Origin of the sequence: Parapedobacter brassicae, assembly GCF_051400755.1 — a bacterium.
Taxonomy (GTDB): Bacteria; Bacteroidota; Bacteroidia; order Sphingobacteriales; family Sphingobacteriaceae; genus Parapedobacter.
On the sequence record NZ_JBLFFL010000008.1, the window covers coordinates 1 to 14086 of the forward strand.

At 52.5% G+C, this 14086-nt stretch carries 16 protein-coding genes and 1 tRNA gene; 6 read left to right on the top strand and 11 right to left on the bottom strand.

Translation table 11 applies throughout. The annotated features are described in order from the left end of the window. Positions 1 to 218, bottom strand: a 218-nt coding sequence (locus ACMGDE_RS17460; protein ID WP_436834112.1) for a hypothetical protein, incomplete at its 3' end; no start/stop codon positions are given. A 156-nt stretch (positions 219 to 374) separates the two neighbouring features. Here ACMGDE_RS17460 and ACMGDE_RS17465 point away from each other — a divergent pair. Continuing rightward, positions 375 to 446: transfer RNA gene (locus ACMGDE_RS17465), tRNA-Arg, on the top strand. Positions 447 to 626: 180 nt separating this feature from the next. On the opposite strand, the gene ACMGDE_RS17470 is transcribed toward ACMGDE_RS17465, so the two are convergent. Both ACMGDE_RS17470 and ACMGDE_RS17475 read right to left on the bottom strand, forming a co-directional pair. Further along, positions 627 to 917: a helix-turn-helix domain-containing protein gene (locus ACMGDE_RS17470; RefSeq protein ID WP_436834113.1), complete on the bottom strand. Its 291-nt coding sequence runs from the start codon at positions 915 to 917 to the stop codon at positions 627 to 629. Next, positions 917 to 1261 carry a type II toxin-antitoxin system RelE/ParE family toxin gene (locus tag ACMGDE_RS17475; RefSeq protein WP_436834114.1) on the bottom strand — a complete coding sequence of 115 codons (345 nt, stop codon included), beginning with the start codon at positions 1259 to 1261 and terminating at the stop codon, positions 917 to 919. Before ACMGDE_RS17475 ends, ACMGDE_RS17470 begins: the two co-directional genes overlap by 1 nt. 236 nt (positions 1262 to 1497) lie before the next feature. Here ACMGDE_RS17475 and ACMGDE_RS17480 point away from each other — a divergent pair, with 236 nt between their 5' ends. Genes ACMGDE_RS17480 through ACMGDE_RS17495 form a run of 4 tightly spaced genes read left to right on the top strand, consistent with a single transcriptional unit; the run spans position 1498 to position 3480 of the window. Next, positions 1498 to 1836 carry a TM2 domain-containing protein gene (locus ACMGDE_RS17480; RefSeq protein ID WP_436834115.1) on the top strand — a complete coding sequence of 113 codons (339 nt, stop codon included), beginning with the start codon at positions 1498 to 1500 and terminating at the stop codon, positions 1834 to 1836. Continuing rightward, complete coding sequence (locus ACMGDE_RS17485; RefSeq protein WP_436834116.1) at positions 1836 to 2252, top strand: DUF2752 domain-containing protein; 417 nt, start codon at positions 1836 to 1838, stop codon at positions 2250 to 2252. Before ACMGDE_RS17480 ends, ACMGDE_RS17485 begins: the two co-directional genes overlap by 1 nt. Then, the gene (locus tag ACMGDE_RS17490; RefSeq protein ID WP_436834117.1) at positions 2249 to 2686 is read left to right on the top strand and encodes a magnetosome magnetite crystal formation protein family; all 438 of its coding nucleotides are present in this window, start codon (positions 2249 to 2251) and stop codon (positions 2684 to 2686) included. Before ACMGDE_RS17485 ends, ACMGDE_RS17490 begins: the two co-directional genes overlap by 4 nt. Further along, on the top strand, positions 2683 to 3480 hold the full coding sequence (locus tag ACMGDE_RS17495; RefSeq protein WP_436834118.1) for a M48 family metallopeptidase: 798 nt from the start codon (positions 2683 to 2685) through the stop codon (positions 3478 to 3480). Before ACMGDE_RS17490 ends, ACMGDE_RS17495 begins: the two co-directional genes overlap by 4 nt. Here ACMGDE_RS17495 and ACMGDE_RS17500 read toward each other — a convergent pair. Next, positions 3469 to 4704: an MFS transporter gene (locus ACMGDE_RS17500; RefSeq protein ID WP_436834119.1), complete on the bottom strand. Its 1236-nt coding sequence runs from the start codon at positions 4702 to 4704 to the stop codon at positions 3469 to 3471. The two genes, ACMGDE_RS17495 and ACMGDE_RS17500, sit on opposite strands and share 12 nt — an antisense overlap. An 88-nt stretch (positions 4705 to 4792) precedes the next feature. Between ACMGDE_RS17500 and ACMGDE_RS17505 the strand changes: the two genes are divergently transcribed. Then, positions 4793 to 6256, top strand: a complete 1464-nt coding sequence (locus ACMGDE_RS17505) for a sialate O-acetylesterase (RefSeq protein ID WP_436834120.1) — start codon at positions 4793 to 4795, stop codon at positions 6254 to 6256. 55 nt (positions 6257 to 6311) lie between these two features. On the opposite strand, the gene ACMGDE_RS17510 is transcribed toward ACMGDE_RS17505, so the two are convergent. From ACMGDE_RS17510 to ACMGDE_RS17540, 7 genes are all read right to left on the bottom strand, one after another. Next, positions 6312 to 7025 (bottom strand): sugar transferase, encoded by a 714-nt coding sequence (locus ACMGDE_RS17510; RefSeq protein ID WP_436834121.1) that lies wholly within the window; start codon positions 7023 to 7025, stop codon positions 6312 to 6314. Between the two features lie 164 nt (positions 7026 to 7189). Then, a complete protein-coding gene (locus ACMGDE_RS17515; protein WP_436834122.1) occupies positions 7190 to 8098 on the bottom strand; it encodes a glycosyltransferase family 2 protein in 909 nt (302 codons plus the stop codon). After that, positions 8098 to 9648, bottom strand: coding sequence for a right-handed parallel beta-helix repeat-containing protein (locus ACMGDE_RS17520; RefSeq protein ID WP_436834123.1), 1551 nt, complete (start codon positions 9646 to 9648; stop codon positions 8098 to 8100). The genes ACMGDE_RS17515 and ACMGDE_RS17520 overlap by 1 nt, the downstream gene beginning before the upstream one ends. Continuing rightward, a complete protein-coding gene (locus tag ACMGDE_RS17525; RefSeq protein ID WP_436834124.1) occupies positions 9645 to 10646 on the bottom strand; it encodes a glycosyltransferase family 4 protein in 1002 nt (333 codons plus the stop codon). The genes ACMGDE_RS17520 and ACMGDE_RS17525 overlap by 4 nt, the downstream gene beginning before the upstream one ends. Further along, positions 10646 to 11833 carry an O-antigen ligase family protein gene (locus ACMGDE_RS17530; RefSeq protein ID WP_436834125.1) on the bottom strand — a complete coding sequence of 396 codons (1188 nt, stop codon included), beginning with the start codon at positions 11831 to 11833 and terminating at the stop codon, positions 10646 to 10648. The genes ACMGDE_RS17525 and ACMGDE_RS17530 overlap by 1 nt, the downstream gene beginning before the upstream one ends. Then, a complete protein-coding gene (locus ACMGDE_RS17535) occupies positions 11808 to 13022 on the bottom strand; it encodes a glycosyltransferase family 4 protein (RefSeq protein ID WP_436834126.1) in 1215 nt (404 codons plus the stop codon). Before ACMGDE_RS17535 ends, ACMGDE_RS17530 begins: the two co-directional genes overlap by 26 nt. Further along, complete coding sequence (locus ACMGDE_RS17540; RefSeq protein ID WP_436834127.1) at positions 13019 to 14086, bottom strand: glycosyltransferase; 1068 nt, start codon at positions 14084 to 14086, stop codon at positions 13019 to 13021. The genes ACMGDE_RS17535 and ACMGDE_RS17540 overlap by 4 nt, the downstream gene beginning before the upstream one ends.

Consider the following 14086-nt stretch of genomic DNA (forward strand, 5'->3'; position numbering starts at 1 on the left):
GTTTCGGGGGTCATGCCGTTGGCATAATGCTGGTAAATGGTTTCGCCATGGCGGGCGATGATGATCGCATCGATGCCCGGGTATGCACCGCGTTCGACATCGTGCATCGCCTTTTCCAGCGAAACCCGACCGGTTTGTGAACAGGAAACAAAGGCAGCCATCAGAAACATGCAAGTGGTTAGGCACCGGCTGTTGATTGCTGCAATCAGTTTTCCCATGTGATGTTGTTTTAAATCCATTTGCCGTCTGAGATTGCTGTTCCATGAGGCCAGTTCCTAGCGGCACCTTCATGCAAAGATACTACGCTGAATCGAGAAAAAATTCTTATTCCTAAGGTGTATTGATTTAGAAAATTTGAATATCTTTGCAACCCCGTTCCCGTAGTTCAATGGATAGAATTTCAGATTCCGGTTCTGAAGATAGGGGTTCGAATCCCTTCGGGAACACTAAAAAGGCCTTAAATGGCCTTTTTTCGTTATATCGTTGTCGGTTTGATTAATGGAGGTCAATTTGGCGATAATTCCGTAACTTGGGATCATGGCCCGTGAGGCTGTAAATTTTAACCACATAAAAACCTCGAAATGAAAGTGACGGGGTTTTGTATTTTTCCAAGGGTTCTACCGGGGTCACACCTCTATCGAAATCTTTACTTTACCCCCAAGCCCTTTTTCCACTATGTCGTATAACGTTTTCAGCGTAAGGTTGCTGCCGTTGTTCTCGATCCTCGAAATGTATTCCCTTTTCCGATTCACCAAATCCGCAAGCTCCGCTTGGGTGAGTTGTTTATCCTCCCGCGCCTTTCGAAGCAACAGACCGACCTTGAACCCCTCGAAATCCCTTTCCAGCGCATCCCTTCTTTCGGTACCCTGGGCACCGTATACGCTATCCTTGATGTCTTTCCAGCTTTTTGTTTCCATCATTTGCTCTTTTTCTGTTCATAATATTCGGCCATCAACCTCAATGCCTTGTCAATTTCTTTCTTCGGGGTCTTCTGCGTTTTCTTCTGGAAACCGTTCAGCAGTATTACCAATCGGTCACCGTCGAAGAAACAGAAAACACGCCAAATGTTCGAGCCAAGCTGAATCCTTGCCTCATAAAGCCCATCCGTTCCGACCATCGCCTTCAGGTAATTCGACGGCACCCGCTCCAGCGTTTCAATGGCCTCGATTATCTTGAAAATCTTGTCCTGCACCTTTTCTGGCTGGCCTTTGAGGAAATCCTCGAAGTAGCCCCTGAATGCGATGACTTCCCTGACTTTCATTATGCAAAGGTAACTTATAAGTTACTATCATGCAAGTTATTTTTGCCAGTGCTGTAAAATAGGCTTGGATGATGCGTTATTCCAGCCCCCCATTATCGGGTTGATGGGGGGATATTGTCAGCAAATCCCTTCGGGAACACAAGAGGCCATCGATCGGATGGCTTTTTTATTTTTTACGGAAATATTTTTGTAAACTTGGCAAACAAATATAAACGCCTACAACTAAAACCAATAACATGGATACTCAAAAAGTCGACCTATTCATCATGCTCAACAGCAAGTATTTTGAAAGCCACTATGTCCCCCAAATCAGGGAACGTCTTTTACAATTAGACGACTCCAAATGGGGATTGATCTCAACCTTGCAATTCAAGGACCCAACAATAACCCTGATCATTTCGTTGATTGGCGGCAGTTTGGGAATTGATCGGTTTTTCGTTGGCGATACGGGCATCGGCATAGCCAAACTGCTGACCTGCGGTGGACTTGGAATCTGGGCCATTGTTGACTGGTTTTTGATCATGGGCGTTGCCAAGGAGAAAAACGTCGAGAAAATCCATCAAGTGTTGATCTAATGCACGCCAAACGAATCAGGCTATATGTAATGCTATCCATTGCCTGTGCAGCCGGATATCTTTGGCTTTTTTATATGGTGAGCACAAGTGCATCGGTTCACGGAGCCGTTGGCGTTTGCCCGATCAAACATGCCACAGGTGTACCGTGCCCTTCCTGTGGATCTACGCGGGCGGTGCTCTCCCTGCTGCATGGTGATTTTTTGGATGCATTGTATATCAATCCTTTTGGGGTCGTTGTGGCGGCGCTGATGGTCATCGTGCCGCTTTGGTTAATCGTAGACCTCGTGGTCCAGCGACCAACGCTATATGATGGCTATCGGCGAATCGAGGCATTCATCAGAAAGCCAGGTGTAGCCATACCGCTTGTCGCATTGGTGGTGGCCAACTGGATCTGGAATATCGCAAAGGGGCTATGATACAGACCACGGATTTCGACTATTTGCCGGCCGAACATGAGGCGGAGAAGGCCTCCGCCAGTTACCTGATGTCGCTGGTGGCCTTAATTGCGGGATTGCCCTTCCCGATCATCAACCTCGTCGCAACGTTGATTTTCTATCTTGGGAACAAAAGGGGTACGCCGTTCGTCCGTTGGCATTGCACGCAAGCGCTGCTCTCTCAATTTTCCTTGTTTTTTATCAACAGTTACGGTTTCTGGTGGACTGTTTCCATCTTGTTTTTCTCCGAGGCCGTCAGCAATTCGTATATCGCATACTTATTCGTAGCGCTCTTTTTCAATTTAATTGAATTTATCGCCACCATCTATACGGCTATCCAAACCGGAAAGGGAAAACATGTCGTGTGGTGGTTTTATGGCGACTTAACCGCGTTGCTCAGCAAACCAATACCATGAACAAGGTAGTACTCCGAGGTATCTCCATCGTCGCTTCGTTTTTTGCTGCTTGGTTTGTGTTGAGCCAAGCTGATTGGCTGTCTATCCTCCGTGTGGAGCAGGTAAGCAACAAAACGGAAGAAAAGCTAGGCGATTTGTTTTGGGAGGTGTTTAAAAAGGACGCAGCAGAAAACCAAGACCCGTTCGTGACGAGCGCTGTTGACAGTATGCTCGCGAAGGTGTGTGTGGCCAATCGCATCGATAAGGACAAAATCAAACTCCATATCTTGATGAAAGACGAGGTCAATGCATTCGCCTTGCCAGATGGACATTTGGTATTATATAGTGGGTTGATTACTGCCGTTGATGAAGAAGGGGAACTGAGTGGGGTCATTTGCCACGAAATCGCTCACATCGAGCTCCGTCATGTGATGAAAAAATTAATCAAGGAGGTGGGGTTGACCATGCTGATCTCCATGGCGACCGGAGGTAATGGAACAGAAGTCATGAGGGAATCAGCCAAACTACTGTCTTCCACGGCATTTGATAGAGCCCTGGAAAAAGAAGCCGACATCCAGGCGGTTGAATATTTGGCTCAGGCTCATATCAGCCCCAGGCCTTTTGCAAATTTCCTAAACAGGCTCGCGGACGTCGAATCTGCACCATCACGCTATTTATCTTGGATCAGTACGCATCCGGCCGCTGAGGAAAGGGCGGCTTATATCCTGGCGCATACGGAAGATAAGGCGATCAACGATGAACCCATATTAACATCAGAGACCTGGCGAAAGCTGAAAGACCTGTTAATGGAATAAACGGGCCTTCACCACCCGATCCACCCGGTACATCAGAAAAAGGCCCAATAGGGAGAATCCCACCACCACATAGCCCAATACGTCATAGTTTTCAAGCGGACTGAAACTGGTTTTCTGAATGACGATCTTGCCGGCAAGGGCGGCGGCGATGCCTCCTGCTAATTGCTGCAGCGATGCGTTGATGCTCATGAAGGCCCCACGGTCTTTGAGTTCGGGCACGGCGCTGGTCAGCGCCGATGAAGGCACCATCCGGCTGGTGACCCCAGCCATCATCAATACATTGATGACCGCCGCGATCCATAATGGGGTGATGGAAAGGTGGGTATACCAGATGCACATGGCCATCATCCAAACCGAGGCCATGACAAAGAGCTTGTATTTATCAATCTTGTCACTGAACCGGCCCACGAAGGGCATGATCACCAACGTGCTCAGTCCCGAGATCATAAACAAGATGGGCAGCTGCTGCTCCGTGATGTGCAGGTTATTGATGGCAAAGGCGCTGCCGAAAGGCATCATCATGAATCCTCCTACGGATAGCAGGGCGGTAGCCGTGAAGCCTATGCGATAGTTGCGTTGACTAAGGGTGTGCCACAGATGGGCAAAGGCGGATCGGTCGCTTTTGACGCCTAAGTGACTGTTAATGGGTTTGACAAAGCCCATGATGGCGATCATAATGGCGATGGCTAATACGGCCACCATCATGAATGGCATCTCCCACCCCCAACCATTTGCGATGTATAATCCAATGGGAATGCCCAGCACTTGGCTTGCCCCAAAGGCCATTTGGATGAATCCCATTACACGTCCCCGTTGCTGCAGTGCAAATAAGTCTGCCACGATGGCCATCGATATCGACCCGATAACCCCGCCGAACAGGCCAGTGACGACGCGTGCCGCAACCAAAAAGAGGTACGTGTGGGCTATTCCGCACAGGAATGTGCCGACAATGAAGCCCCCATAAAAGAATAGCAGTAACTTCTTCCGGTCGAACCGGTCGGAAAACCCTGCGGTGAGGAAACCCGAAAGGCCAGCACTGAATGCATAAGCGGATACTGCCAGGCCAAATTCAGCCGGCCGTAAGTGCATGGATTTCATGAGGATATCGCCCAAGGGCGACATGATCATGAAATCGAGGATGACCGTAAACTGTGTGACGGTTAAAATGAGTACCACCACCATTTGGTAGCGGCTAAAAGCCTTTGTCAATGCTGTTGTTTCCATCGCTGCAAACTTAACGATTCGGATGTTAAGGAAAAATTATACCTTTGACTATCGCGAAACGCGTGTGCCATTTATTAAACGAATAAGCATGAAACAAACTACCCTGTTAACCATTTTACTGTTGTTGACCCACGTGCTATCAGCCGATGTCCGATTACCCAAGATTTTTGGCGATGGCATGGTCTTGCAGCGTGACCATCCCATTGCCATATGGGGATGGGCGGATCCGAATGAGTCGGTATCAGTGTCGCTGAACAAACAAACCAAGCAGGTGACGGCGGCGGGCGATGGCAAATGGCAGCTACAGCTCGATGCCGAAAAGGCCGGAGGGCCATATGAGCTGGTCGTCAAGGGGAAAAACACGGTGACGCTTGGGGATGTGCTGATGGGCGACGTATGGATCTGCTCCGGTCAGTCAAACATGGAATGGCAGGTCAAAAACGTGACCAATGGGGAGCAGGAGATCGCCGCTGCGGACTATCCGAAAATCAGGCATGTGAAAATACCCAATACCATTGCCGGCGAACCGCAACCGGATATTGAAGGCGATGTGACCTGGCAACCGGCGAACCCCGAGACGGTGGGCGGATTTACCGCGGTGGGTTACTTCTATGCCCGCGAACTCCATGAAACATTGGATGTACCCATTGGCCTCATCAATACGTCATGGGGCGGCACCATGGTAGAGACCTGGACGAGCAGGGAGGCATTTGAAGGGGAGCCTGAGTTTGCTCCGATGATCGCAGGGGTGCCCCGTTCGGGCATCGATTCCCTGCCCAAGGGTACCCAGAAAAGTGTAGGGCCGAACGACTACCCGACCCTGTTGTTCAATGCGATGGTCAATCCGCTGATCCCGTATACCATAAAGGGAGCCATTTGGTATCAAGGCGAAACCAATGCGGGCAGGGCTTATCAATACCGCAAGGCATTCCCTTTGCTCATCAATGACTGGCGGCAGCGCTGGGGGCTCGGCGATTTCCCGTTTTATTTCGTGCAACTGGCCAGCTTCAAAGCCCAGGGTGGTACCAGCGCAAACGGAAGCTCTTGGGCTGAGCTCCGCGAAGCGCAAACGATGACACTATCCCTCCCCCATACAGGCATGGCCGTGACGACGGATATCGGCGAAACGGACGATATCCACCCGCGCAATAAACAAGATGTGGGCAAACGGCTGGCACTCGTGGCCTTGCATGATGCCTATGGCAAGCGGGTACCGTTCAGTGGGCCTACTTATGGTGCCTTCCGGGTACGGGGCAATCAAGCGATCGTAAAATTTGACCATACCGACGATGGTCTGACCGTCCGCGGACAACAATTGTTGGGATTTGAACTGGCTGGCGAGGATCGCCAATTCAGACCCGCTGAGGCCACGATTAAAGGCAACACTGTGGTATTGCATAGCGATGACGTAGCGAAGCCGGTGGCAGTGCGCTACGCCTGGGCGGATGATGCAGGCACCAGCAACCTCTTCAATGGTGCCGGATTACCGGCGGTACCGTTCCGCACGGACGATTGGCCCGGCGTGACCGCCTCGGTGAGCTATCAGCCCTAAAAAAGCAGAAGCCGTCACGTTGGACGGCTTCTGCTTTTTCTATTTCCCTTATTTCCTATTTCCCTTTTCCCTGTGCCATTGCTTTCACCGTTTGCAGGATGATGCCCATATCTGTTTTCAAGCTCATGGTGGACAAGTAATTCAAATCGTAATCCACCCGCTCGCACATCTGGCTCACGTTTTCGGCATAGCCGTAGTTGACCTGGCCGATGGAGGTGATGCCCGGTTTAAGGCGGAAGAGCTGCATGTATTCGGGCTTCTGCTCTTTAATTTCATTGATGAAATGGCGGCGCTCCGGGCGTGGGCCCACGATGGCCATATCGCCTTTCAATACATTCCAGAATTGGGGCAATTCGTCGAGGTGCGTCTTCCGCATAAACTTGCCCCATTTGGTGATCCGGGGATCATCATCGGAAGCCAACTGCGGACGGCCGTCCTTTTCGGCGTCGATGCGCATGCTCCTGAACTTGTATATATAAAACGGCCGTTGGTCCTTGCCGATGCGTTCTTGCCGGTAGAGTGCAGGGCCTTTCGAGGTCAGCTTCGTGATCAACATCAACACGGCATAGAGCGGCAAACCGGCTACCAATACGACCGAAGAAAACAAGATATCAAACACACGTTTCAAAAAAACGGTTTCTTGATACGCCAACAGCTTACTTTTTACGGCTTGGAAATCGATCCAGATGGCCGGCTGATAGGTGATCAACTCGTATAGGCTGTTGTCTACTTTATAAGCAATCTGCTGAACTTGATTCTCTCTTATCATGGCATTTTATCTTTAATTACAGATAGAAATGCCAATTGGGTGCCACAATCACCGGGCAGCTCAATTATGCCCTTCACCGTCTCCTGAGCGGCTTTTCACTAAAAAAAGCAACGACTTTAAGTGGGGAAAATTTCCACAATTTAGGGTATTCCACACCCCCCTTCTCAGTTCCAGTAGCCTTTGTACATGGATAGGGTTTTCCGAAGGCTGCGCGGCAATAGCCGGTATGACAGTCCCAATTTATAGCCCAGCCATTTAGCGCCGAATGAACAGCCTACACGCGGCAGCAAAAGCGGATTGCGGCGACCGACATAACCGATTTCGGATTTGGCGTACCGAAACCCTTCGCCGTCGGCACGGCCAAACGAGTCGAATATCCAAGGGTTATCGCTATGGAATACGCCGATATCAAAATAACGTTCTAACTCCTCCCGGAGGGTATAATTATGCGAATGGTATACCCGGGCATCACCCGCATAGGTCATCTTCCATCCATTCAGCAGCATCCGGCCCGCTACGATGACATCTTCGCCCATGATGGTACCCAAGGGAAAACCGCCGACCTGCTCGAAGGCGATACGGCGATAGGCGGCGAACGAATTGGAACAGGAAATGGTTTTGATGCCATATCGATCGGCATCGGCCACGCTCCTCACCTGCGTACCCTCGGGATAATTGAACAGCCGGGTATGGCGTTCTAGAAGGGTGGCGCCGCGATGCGGAAGCTGGCGGCCATAGGCCATGCCGATGGTCGGATCGTCAAATGCACCGACGATGTTGCCTAACGTGTGTGCATCGGCAGGAATCGCATCTTGGGTCAGAAAGATATAAATGTCTGCCTGTGGGTTGGCCTCTATCGCCTGTTGGCGCGTACCGCCATGGTCAAATGCCCGGCCGCCCAACCCCATCACCTCAAAACCGCTGGCCCGCGCCGCTTCAATCGTGCCATCGGTCGAACCCGAGTCAATCACGATGCGTTGCTGCACCTGATAGGCCTGCTGCCCCAGTGCAGCCAAGAGTTCCTTGAAACGTGCCCCTCCGTTTAATGTCGGTATGTACAGGTTTACCTTCATTATTGTTTGCTTTTCGCTACCCGCTCCTGAACCTTATTTTTATTGATCTTGATGTTCGGCGGTCCAAAATTATGAATCCACGTGCCGCCGGAGGTCACAAAATTGCTATCGATGCGGACATTAAGCGCGGTCTTCCTGACCGTGATCGCGGCGTTCTTGGCATTGTCGATGTGATTGCCCAATAGCGATGCGCTGCCCACATTCACCAGGAGTAAGGCGCCTGCATCATGTGCGCTCTTCAGGCGATTGCCCTCAAATTTCAGACTCCCTTCCATATTGAAGTTTACCGGTCCGCTGTTGATCTGATTTTCGATGATATTCAAGGAGTCGATGCGAATGCCATTGGGTAATTGCAGGCTCGCGATCTCGCTATGCCTGATATCCAGCAGCCGCCCCTCGGCATTGGACAATACGCGCAGCGTGTGGAACGTGTTGCCCTGCATTCGTATATTTTCCCATTGCCCTACCAATTCGAACGCTCCATCCGTGACATTCCTATTGGCGGTAATGTCCCCGCATCCTTCGATATACAGCGCCGGTCTATTATTTTCAAATGCCCGGTTTCCGCTCAACGTCACGTCGGATACGCCGATCAGTGTACCCATACCGGAACCATCCGGGGTGGATTCGCCGTTGACAAAGCCATTGGCCCGGCTGTAGTTGCTGGCGATGAGCGCGTTGATCGCCACTACCCGACCGTGCGCCCGGTTGTTGATATCGATCGCATCGGCGGCATTGTATTCCAGCTGGTTGTTGGTGATGCGATAGTTCGTCACGCGATCCGCCGTATTGAATGCGATCTGGATACCGCTCATGCCATTGTGGTGAATGTAATTGCCATCGATTTCGACATCCCCGCTGTCGTGGATGAAAATACCGTTTTCGCCGTTGTGGTGCAGGTGATTGCCGGAGATGGTCACGCCGCTGCTGGACAGTACGCGCACGGCGGTACCGGGATGGTAGACCTTTGGGGACTCGCGCGCACCCCCCACCTGGCTAATCGTGCTGCCCACGACCCGGCAAGCGGAACAGCTGTACCACAAGACGGCCGGGAAGGGGCGTCTATTGGTAGAATCTCCTTGTATGTCGCTCTCGGCGATGGTGATGTTGCTGCTTTGCGAGGCATAAATGGCCTCATTAACCGTTTCGGCACGGAAGGAAAGATATACATTGGATACCCGGTGGGCGCGGAAAAGCGGTGCATCCGAGTGTTGCTTTTCGATAGCGAACTGCCCGGCCAACGCTTTCGGCTGTTTCAATACACCATCGGCCACGAGATGCACATTGGGCACCAGCCGGAGGGTATGCACCAGATAAGTCCCTTTCGGGATATAGACCGTATCACCCATTGCCGCACTATCCAGCGCGGCTTGGATCGCCCGGCTGTCATCTGCCTTGCCGTCGCCTTTGGCGCCAAACCGTTTGACATCGATCCGGCGTCCCGCTTCCTGGGTTCGCTTATCCGCCCCACGGGGCGTTTCGGCGCTGCACGCCATGGCCATGATGGCCATGTATATCCAAACGATGTGTCGAAAATTAGCTGTCTTCATGATTTCTCGTGCTGATCAAGTATCACCTTCCATGTCTGCGTTGCCGCATTATCCCACGTAAACTGTCCGGCCCGCAGGGTGCCTTTGGCTTGGAGCGATTGGTAGTACGAACGATCGTTTACCAAGGTCTCCATGCCGCTGGCGATCGCCGCTACATCGTATGGATCCACGCACAAGGCGGCATCGCCTGCCACCTCCGGTAACGGTCCGGTTGTAGCGGTGAGCACCGGTGTGCCGGAGGCCATCGACTCGATGATCGGCAGGCCAAAACCTTCCATGAGCGAGACGAACAGTGTTGCGTAAGCTCCCCGATATACCGCCGGCAGTTTCGCTTCGGGAATGCGTCCCAAAAACCGGACCCTATTTTCGATGCCAAGCTGTTTGATCAGCGTGGACAGGGCCTCGTCTGCGTGCCCTGAGAGAAACACCATAAAATCCGGGGGGATGGCCGCGCGGGCAAATGCCGTCAACATCGCGGGGATATTCTTGTTTTTCCGGCGGTTGCCTACGTACAGAAAATAGGGCCGTTCCGAACGAAAACGCTCACGGTTGCTGTGGTATATTTCGTCCACCCCGTTATAGACAACAGTAATCAAGCGTTCGTCGATCCCCAATAAATCAACCAGTTGGGTTTTGCTATAATGCGATACCGTAATGATCTGCTTGGCCCTCTCCGCCAAACGCGCGATCACCTGCTCATAATATACGCGGTGCCACCGGCTGTAATAGAATAAGTGCATGAGGTCGTGGATGGTAAACACGAACGGGATGCGGCTGTACAGCGGCGGCATAAAGGACGGACTGTAGAACACGTCAGCGTCAGTCTTCCGGATTTCACGGGCGAGCATCAGCGGGGTAAGCAGGCTTCCCAGATCCATCCGGCTGTGGACAAACGAAGGCACCACATCGGCGGGCATACGCGCCATCACTTCCCGGTACAGCTTGCCGATACCGGTATCGCCATCCCAACGGCTGTCGATCAATACGCGTTGTTCCATCAAGCAATCCTCCCCTTCACCTGTTTGCCGTCGACCAGCTGGCCGCTCCCCAACAGAAAAATCAACACGAGGTAAAGCACAATATCGTTGTCATATCCCGAATACAGAATCATCATAATGGCCAATAAAGGGATGAATGCTAACATCCAGAAAGCGGCATTTCGCTGCGTGCTGAGGCAAAACCGATAAAAGTAAAAAAGAAACAGCACATACGATAGCAACCCGATGATACCAAAATCAAGGTAGCAACTCAGGAAGGTATTGTGGATATGCGGCTCGCCATGGTAAAACCGGGCATATTCAGCAAGAAAATGCTGACCGCTCATGAACCCGTTGCCCAATGGCGAAATCGCCGTGAAATGCTCGAAAAATGCCCTCCAATAGGCTAACCTCACGCCCATGCCATCGTTGGAGGCCGTAATGCTGTCTATCCGTACCACCTTCTGCGCCACCACGGGTATCGCCAATACCGCTGCTCCACCGAGCGCCCATCGCCAGGGCTTGGTGGAAGCCCACCACAGCAGGCAGCTTACGCCGATAAGCAGCGCCACCATGGGCGTGCGCGACAACGAGAGCCAGGCAAGCAGCATGACCAAGGCGATGCGCCACCATACGATGGTTTGCTGCCGCACCACCGGCAACAACACATAGACAAACCCAAGCAGGGCGATGCGCGCACCGAACATATTCTTATCATCCAGTCCCCAGAAATAATGGCTGGCACGGTATAAAGCGCTCCCCTGGGCCGAACTGGGCGCACCGCCCACCCATCGAAACCCCGCCGCTTGGTGGTATAGCAGCAATTGCAGCAGCGTAAGTACAAGGGCGAGGAACAGCGTGAGGTCTACCCACCGCAACAGGCGTGTATTGTCCCGTTGCGCCATCCACCCCACCGAAAAATACAAAAACGTGAAATTGACCGGCAGTTTGAAAAAGTTCGTTACTTCCCGGTAGTCCGCCGGGAGGTCGATGAGGAAAATGAGCGAGGCATAACCGGTAAACACCAGTAGGAACACCACCCAATGATGCCGGAGCAGCTTCGGGGTATCCAAGAAAAAAAACAGCGATGCCAATAAGAAGACCAGCGGATAGATCTTGACCGGGAAAAAGACCGCCAATAGCGCGAAGCAGAACACGGCCTCGCAAAGCGTAGCCCGGTGATTAGCGATGGTCTTGAGCGTCTGCATGATCCGTTATTGTTTGCAATACGTGTTCATATTCATTCACCATGCGATCTACACTGAGGTATTCGTTTACCGACGGTCTTGCCGCTTCGGCCATCTGATTATACAGCTGCACATCTGTCGAAAGTGCAATGAGCGCTTGCCCAAGGGAATTGGGATGATCAGGGTCGCAAAGGATGCCATTTTTGCCATCGACGACCGATTCCCGCAACCCCCCTCGGTTGCTTGCAATCACCGGCAAATTGTTTGCCAAACCCTCAACGGCCACCATGCCCAGGGGTTCTTCCCATCGGGAGGGGACCACGAGCACATCGATACCCGGATAAAAATCCGCCGGGTCTACATATCCGGCAAAGGTGATGCGGCGATCATCACCAGCCACGCGTTTAAAATGATGCAAATCCTCCTCCTTGCCGCCTCCGGCAATGGTTAAGCGGCCATCAATGCCCGATGCTTTAAACTGGGTGATGAGCCACTCCACGCCCTTGACGGCGGACAGCGTGCCGATGTAGCCCACATGGAGCGGCTGGCCTGCTGAGCGCAGTTCCAACGGCTTCACCGCGGGAATACGGCGAGCATTGTGGATGACATATTGGGGGACACCGCTAAAATACCCATGTGCTGCAAAACGCTCCAGGATATGCCGACTGATGCCAACCACCGCGTTGAGATCCCGCGACTTTTGCCGGTGCCGATACCGTAATAACTGGCCGATCAGGCCTTGGCGCGTACGGGGTTTGCCGTTCTTGAACATCGTACTATCCGGACTCAGGAGATACATGTCGTGCAAGACCTGTACGAGCGGGATGCCTGCACGCCTTACCTCGTCCCATGCCGCGATCGACCAGCCCACGAGGTTGTGGCATGACACCACAATGGGTCGTTCAAGCCGAAGCACTTCAGCAATATAGGTGCGCATGGATGCGTTATACCGATCGCGGACATGCCAGGCCAGTCGGCTGACACTGCCGGGGCGATCGGTTGAAAACGGCCAATAATGATTGTGCAATCCCACGCGGTACACCTTCACGCCATCTACCCAATCGCTATGCAATCCGCCCGAGGGCACCAGGCTCAGCACCGCCACCTCATGCCCCTTTGCCTGCATACCCTCCACGATGAGCTTGAGCGATATCTCAGCTCCCCCGGCCACATAAGGCGTATAGAGTGCATTGATGTATAGGATCTTCATACCGCCCTCCGCAATAATTCATGATATACCTCATCCAACGCGGCCCCCGCGCCGCGCCGGTCATGTGCCGCAGCCATATGGTCGTATAATTGCGCGCCCATGCGTTCCAGCGCCGCAGGGTCCTGCCGCTTCCTGTCCACCGCCTGCGCGATTTGCGCCTTGAGCGCTGTGCGGTGTTCTTCCCTGGTGCTATACCGATAATGAAATACCTGATCGCGGTGAATACCCAGGTCTTTAATAGTACCGATATCCGGACAGATGACCGTCCGTTTGTACGAAAATGCCAGAATAGCGGTTCCCGAATTGAGACTGCTGGACAAATCATAAGGCAACACCAATGCGTCAGCGCTGGCGAGCAGGGCTGCCATTTCCCCATCCGGAACGAAATACGGCAACAGCCGCACATTGCCTACATCCGCCGCCTGCGATGCGATCTGCCGCTGGTACTGTTCATCGACGGCCTTGCCGGCTATGGTCAGTTGCACGCCCGCACCGAATTCTCCCACCACATCGATGAGCAACTCGAGGTTCTTATAGGGTTTTACCATCCCGGTGAACAGCAGGTGTAGGCCCGCCACCGGGCGGGACAACGGCCGATGCACCGCTCCGTATACACCTATAAAATCCGGGTGGGGTATGTAAACCGCTTTCCGGGGGATACCGGCACCGTAAGCGACAAGGAGGTCCGCCGATTGCCGTGCATGGATGACGATCCGCTGCGACCAGCGCACTAATAACCGGGTGATGACACGGCTAAAAAACGTCAACCGACCATCGTGCGAAACGCGGTTGTGCATGGTCCACACCAGCGGCTTTCCACTCAGCCGGATGACGGTCAGCACCGCCAGCTTCCGTATAAAACTCCGCAATGCAACCAAAAAACTGCTATCATCGATCACCTCAAACCAATTGAGGTGGACGAGTTTGATGGACTTAAAATGTTTAGTGCTCGAAAAAAGGGTATCCAATGGATGGATCCGATAACCCCTGCTGCGCAACTCCCCCACCAATAGCTGGATATATTGATTTTCTTCATTGACCGGTGGATTGAAAATAATGTTCAT

Coding starts and splice junctions, on each gene's coding strand:
- ACMGDE_RS17475 (WP_436834114.1), bottom strand. CDS start 1,261: ATGAAAGTCAGGGAAGTCATCGCATTCAGGGGCTACTTCGAGGATTTC.
- ACMGDE_RS17500 (WP_436834119.1), bottom strand. CDS start 4,704: ATGGAAACAACAGCATTGACAAAGGCTTTTAGCCGCTACCAAATGGTG.
- ACMGDE_RS17505 (WP_436834120.1), top strand. CDS start 4,793: ATGAAACAAACTACCCTGTTAACCATTTTACTGTTGTTGACCCACGTG.
- ACMGDE_RS17480 (WP_436834115.1), top strand. CDS start 1,498: ATGGATACTCAAAAAGTCGACCTATTCATCATGCTCAACAGCAAGTAT.
- ACMGDE_RS17520 (WP_436834123.1), bottom strand. CDS start 9,648: ATGAAGACAGCTAATTTTCGACACATCGTTTGGATATACATGGCCATC.
- ACMGDE_RS17540 (WP_436834127.1), bottom strand. CDS start 14,086: ATGAACATTATTTTCAATCCACCGGTCAATGAAGAAAATCAATATATC.
- ACMGDE_RS17470 (WP_436834113.1), bottom strand. CDS start 917: ATGGAAACAAAAAGCTGGAAAGACATCAAGGATAGCGTATACGGTGCC.
- ACMGDE_RS17485 (WP_436834116.1), top strand. CDS start 1,836: ATGCACGCCAAACGAATCAGGCTATATGTAATGCTATCCATTGCCTGT.
- ACMGDE_RS17530 (WP_436834125.1), bottom strand. CDS start 11,833: ATGCAGACGCTCAAGACCATCGCTAATCACCGGGCTACGCTTTGCGAG.
- ACMGDE_RS17525 (WP_436834124.1), bottom strand. CDS start 10,646: ATGGAACAACGCGTATTGATCGACAGCCGTTGGGATGGCGATACCGGT.
- ACMGDE_RS17495 (WP_436834118.1), top strand. CDS start 2,683: ATGAACAAGGTAGTACTCCGAGGTATCTCCATCGTCGCTTCGTTTTTT.
- ACMGDE_RS17510 (WP_436834121.1), bottom strand. CDS start 7,025: ATGATAAGAGAGAATCAAGTTCAGCAGATTGCTTATAAAGTAGACAAC.
- ACMGDE_RS17535 (WP_436834126.1), bottom strand. CDS start 13,022: ATGAAGATCCTATACATCAATGCACTCTATACGCCTTATGTGGCCGGG.
- ACMGDE_RS17490 (WP_436834117.1), top strand. CDS start 2,249: ATGATACAGACCACGGATTTCGACTATTTGCCGGCCGAACATGAGGCG.
- ACMGDE_RS17515 (WP_436834122.1), bottom strand. CDS start 8,098: ATGAAGGTAAACCTGTACATACCGACATTAAACGGAGGGGCACGTTTC.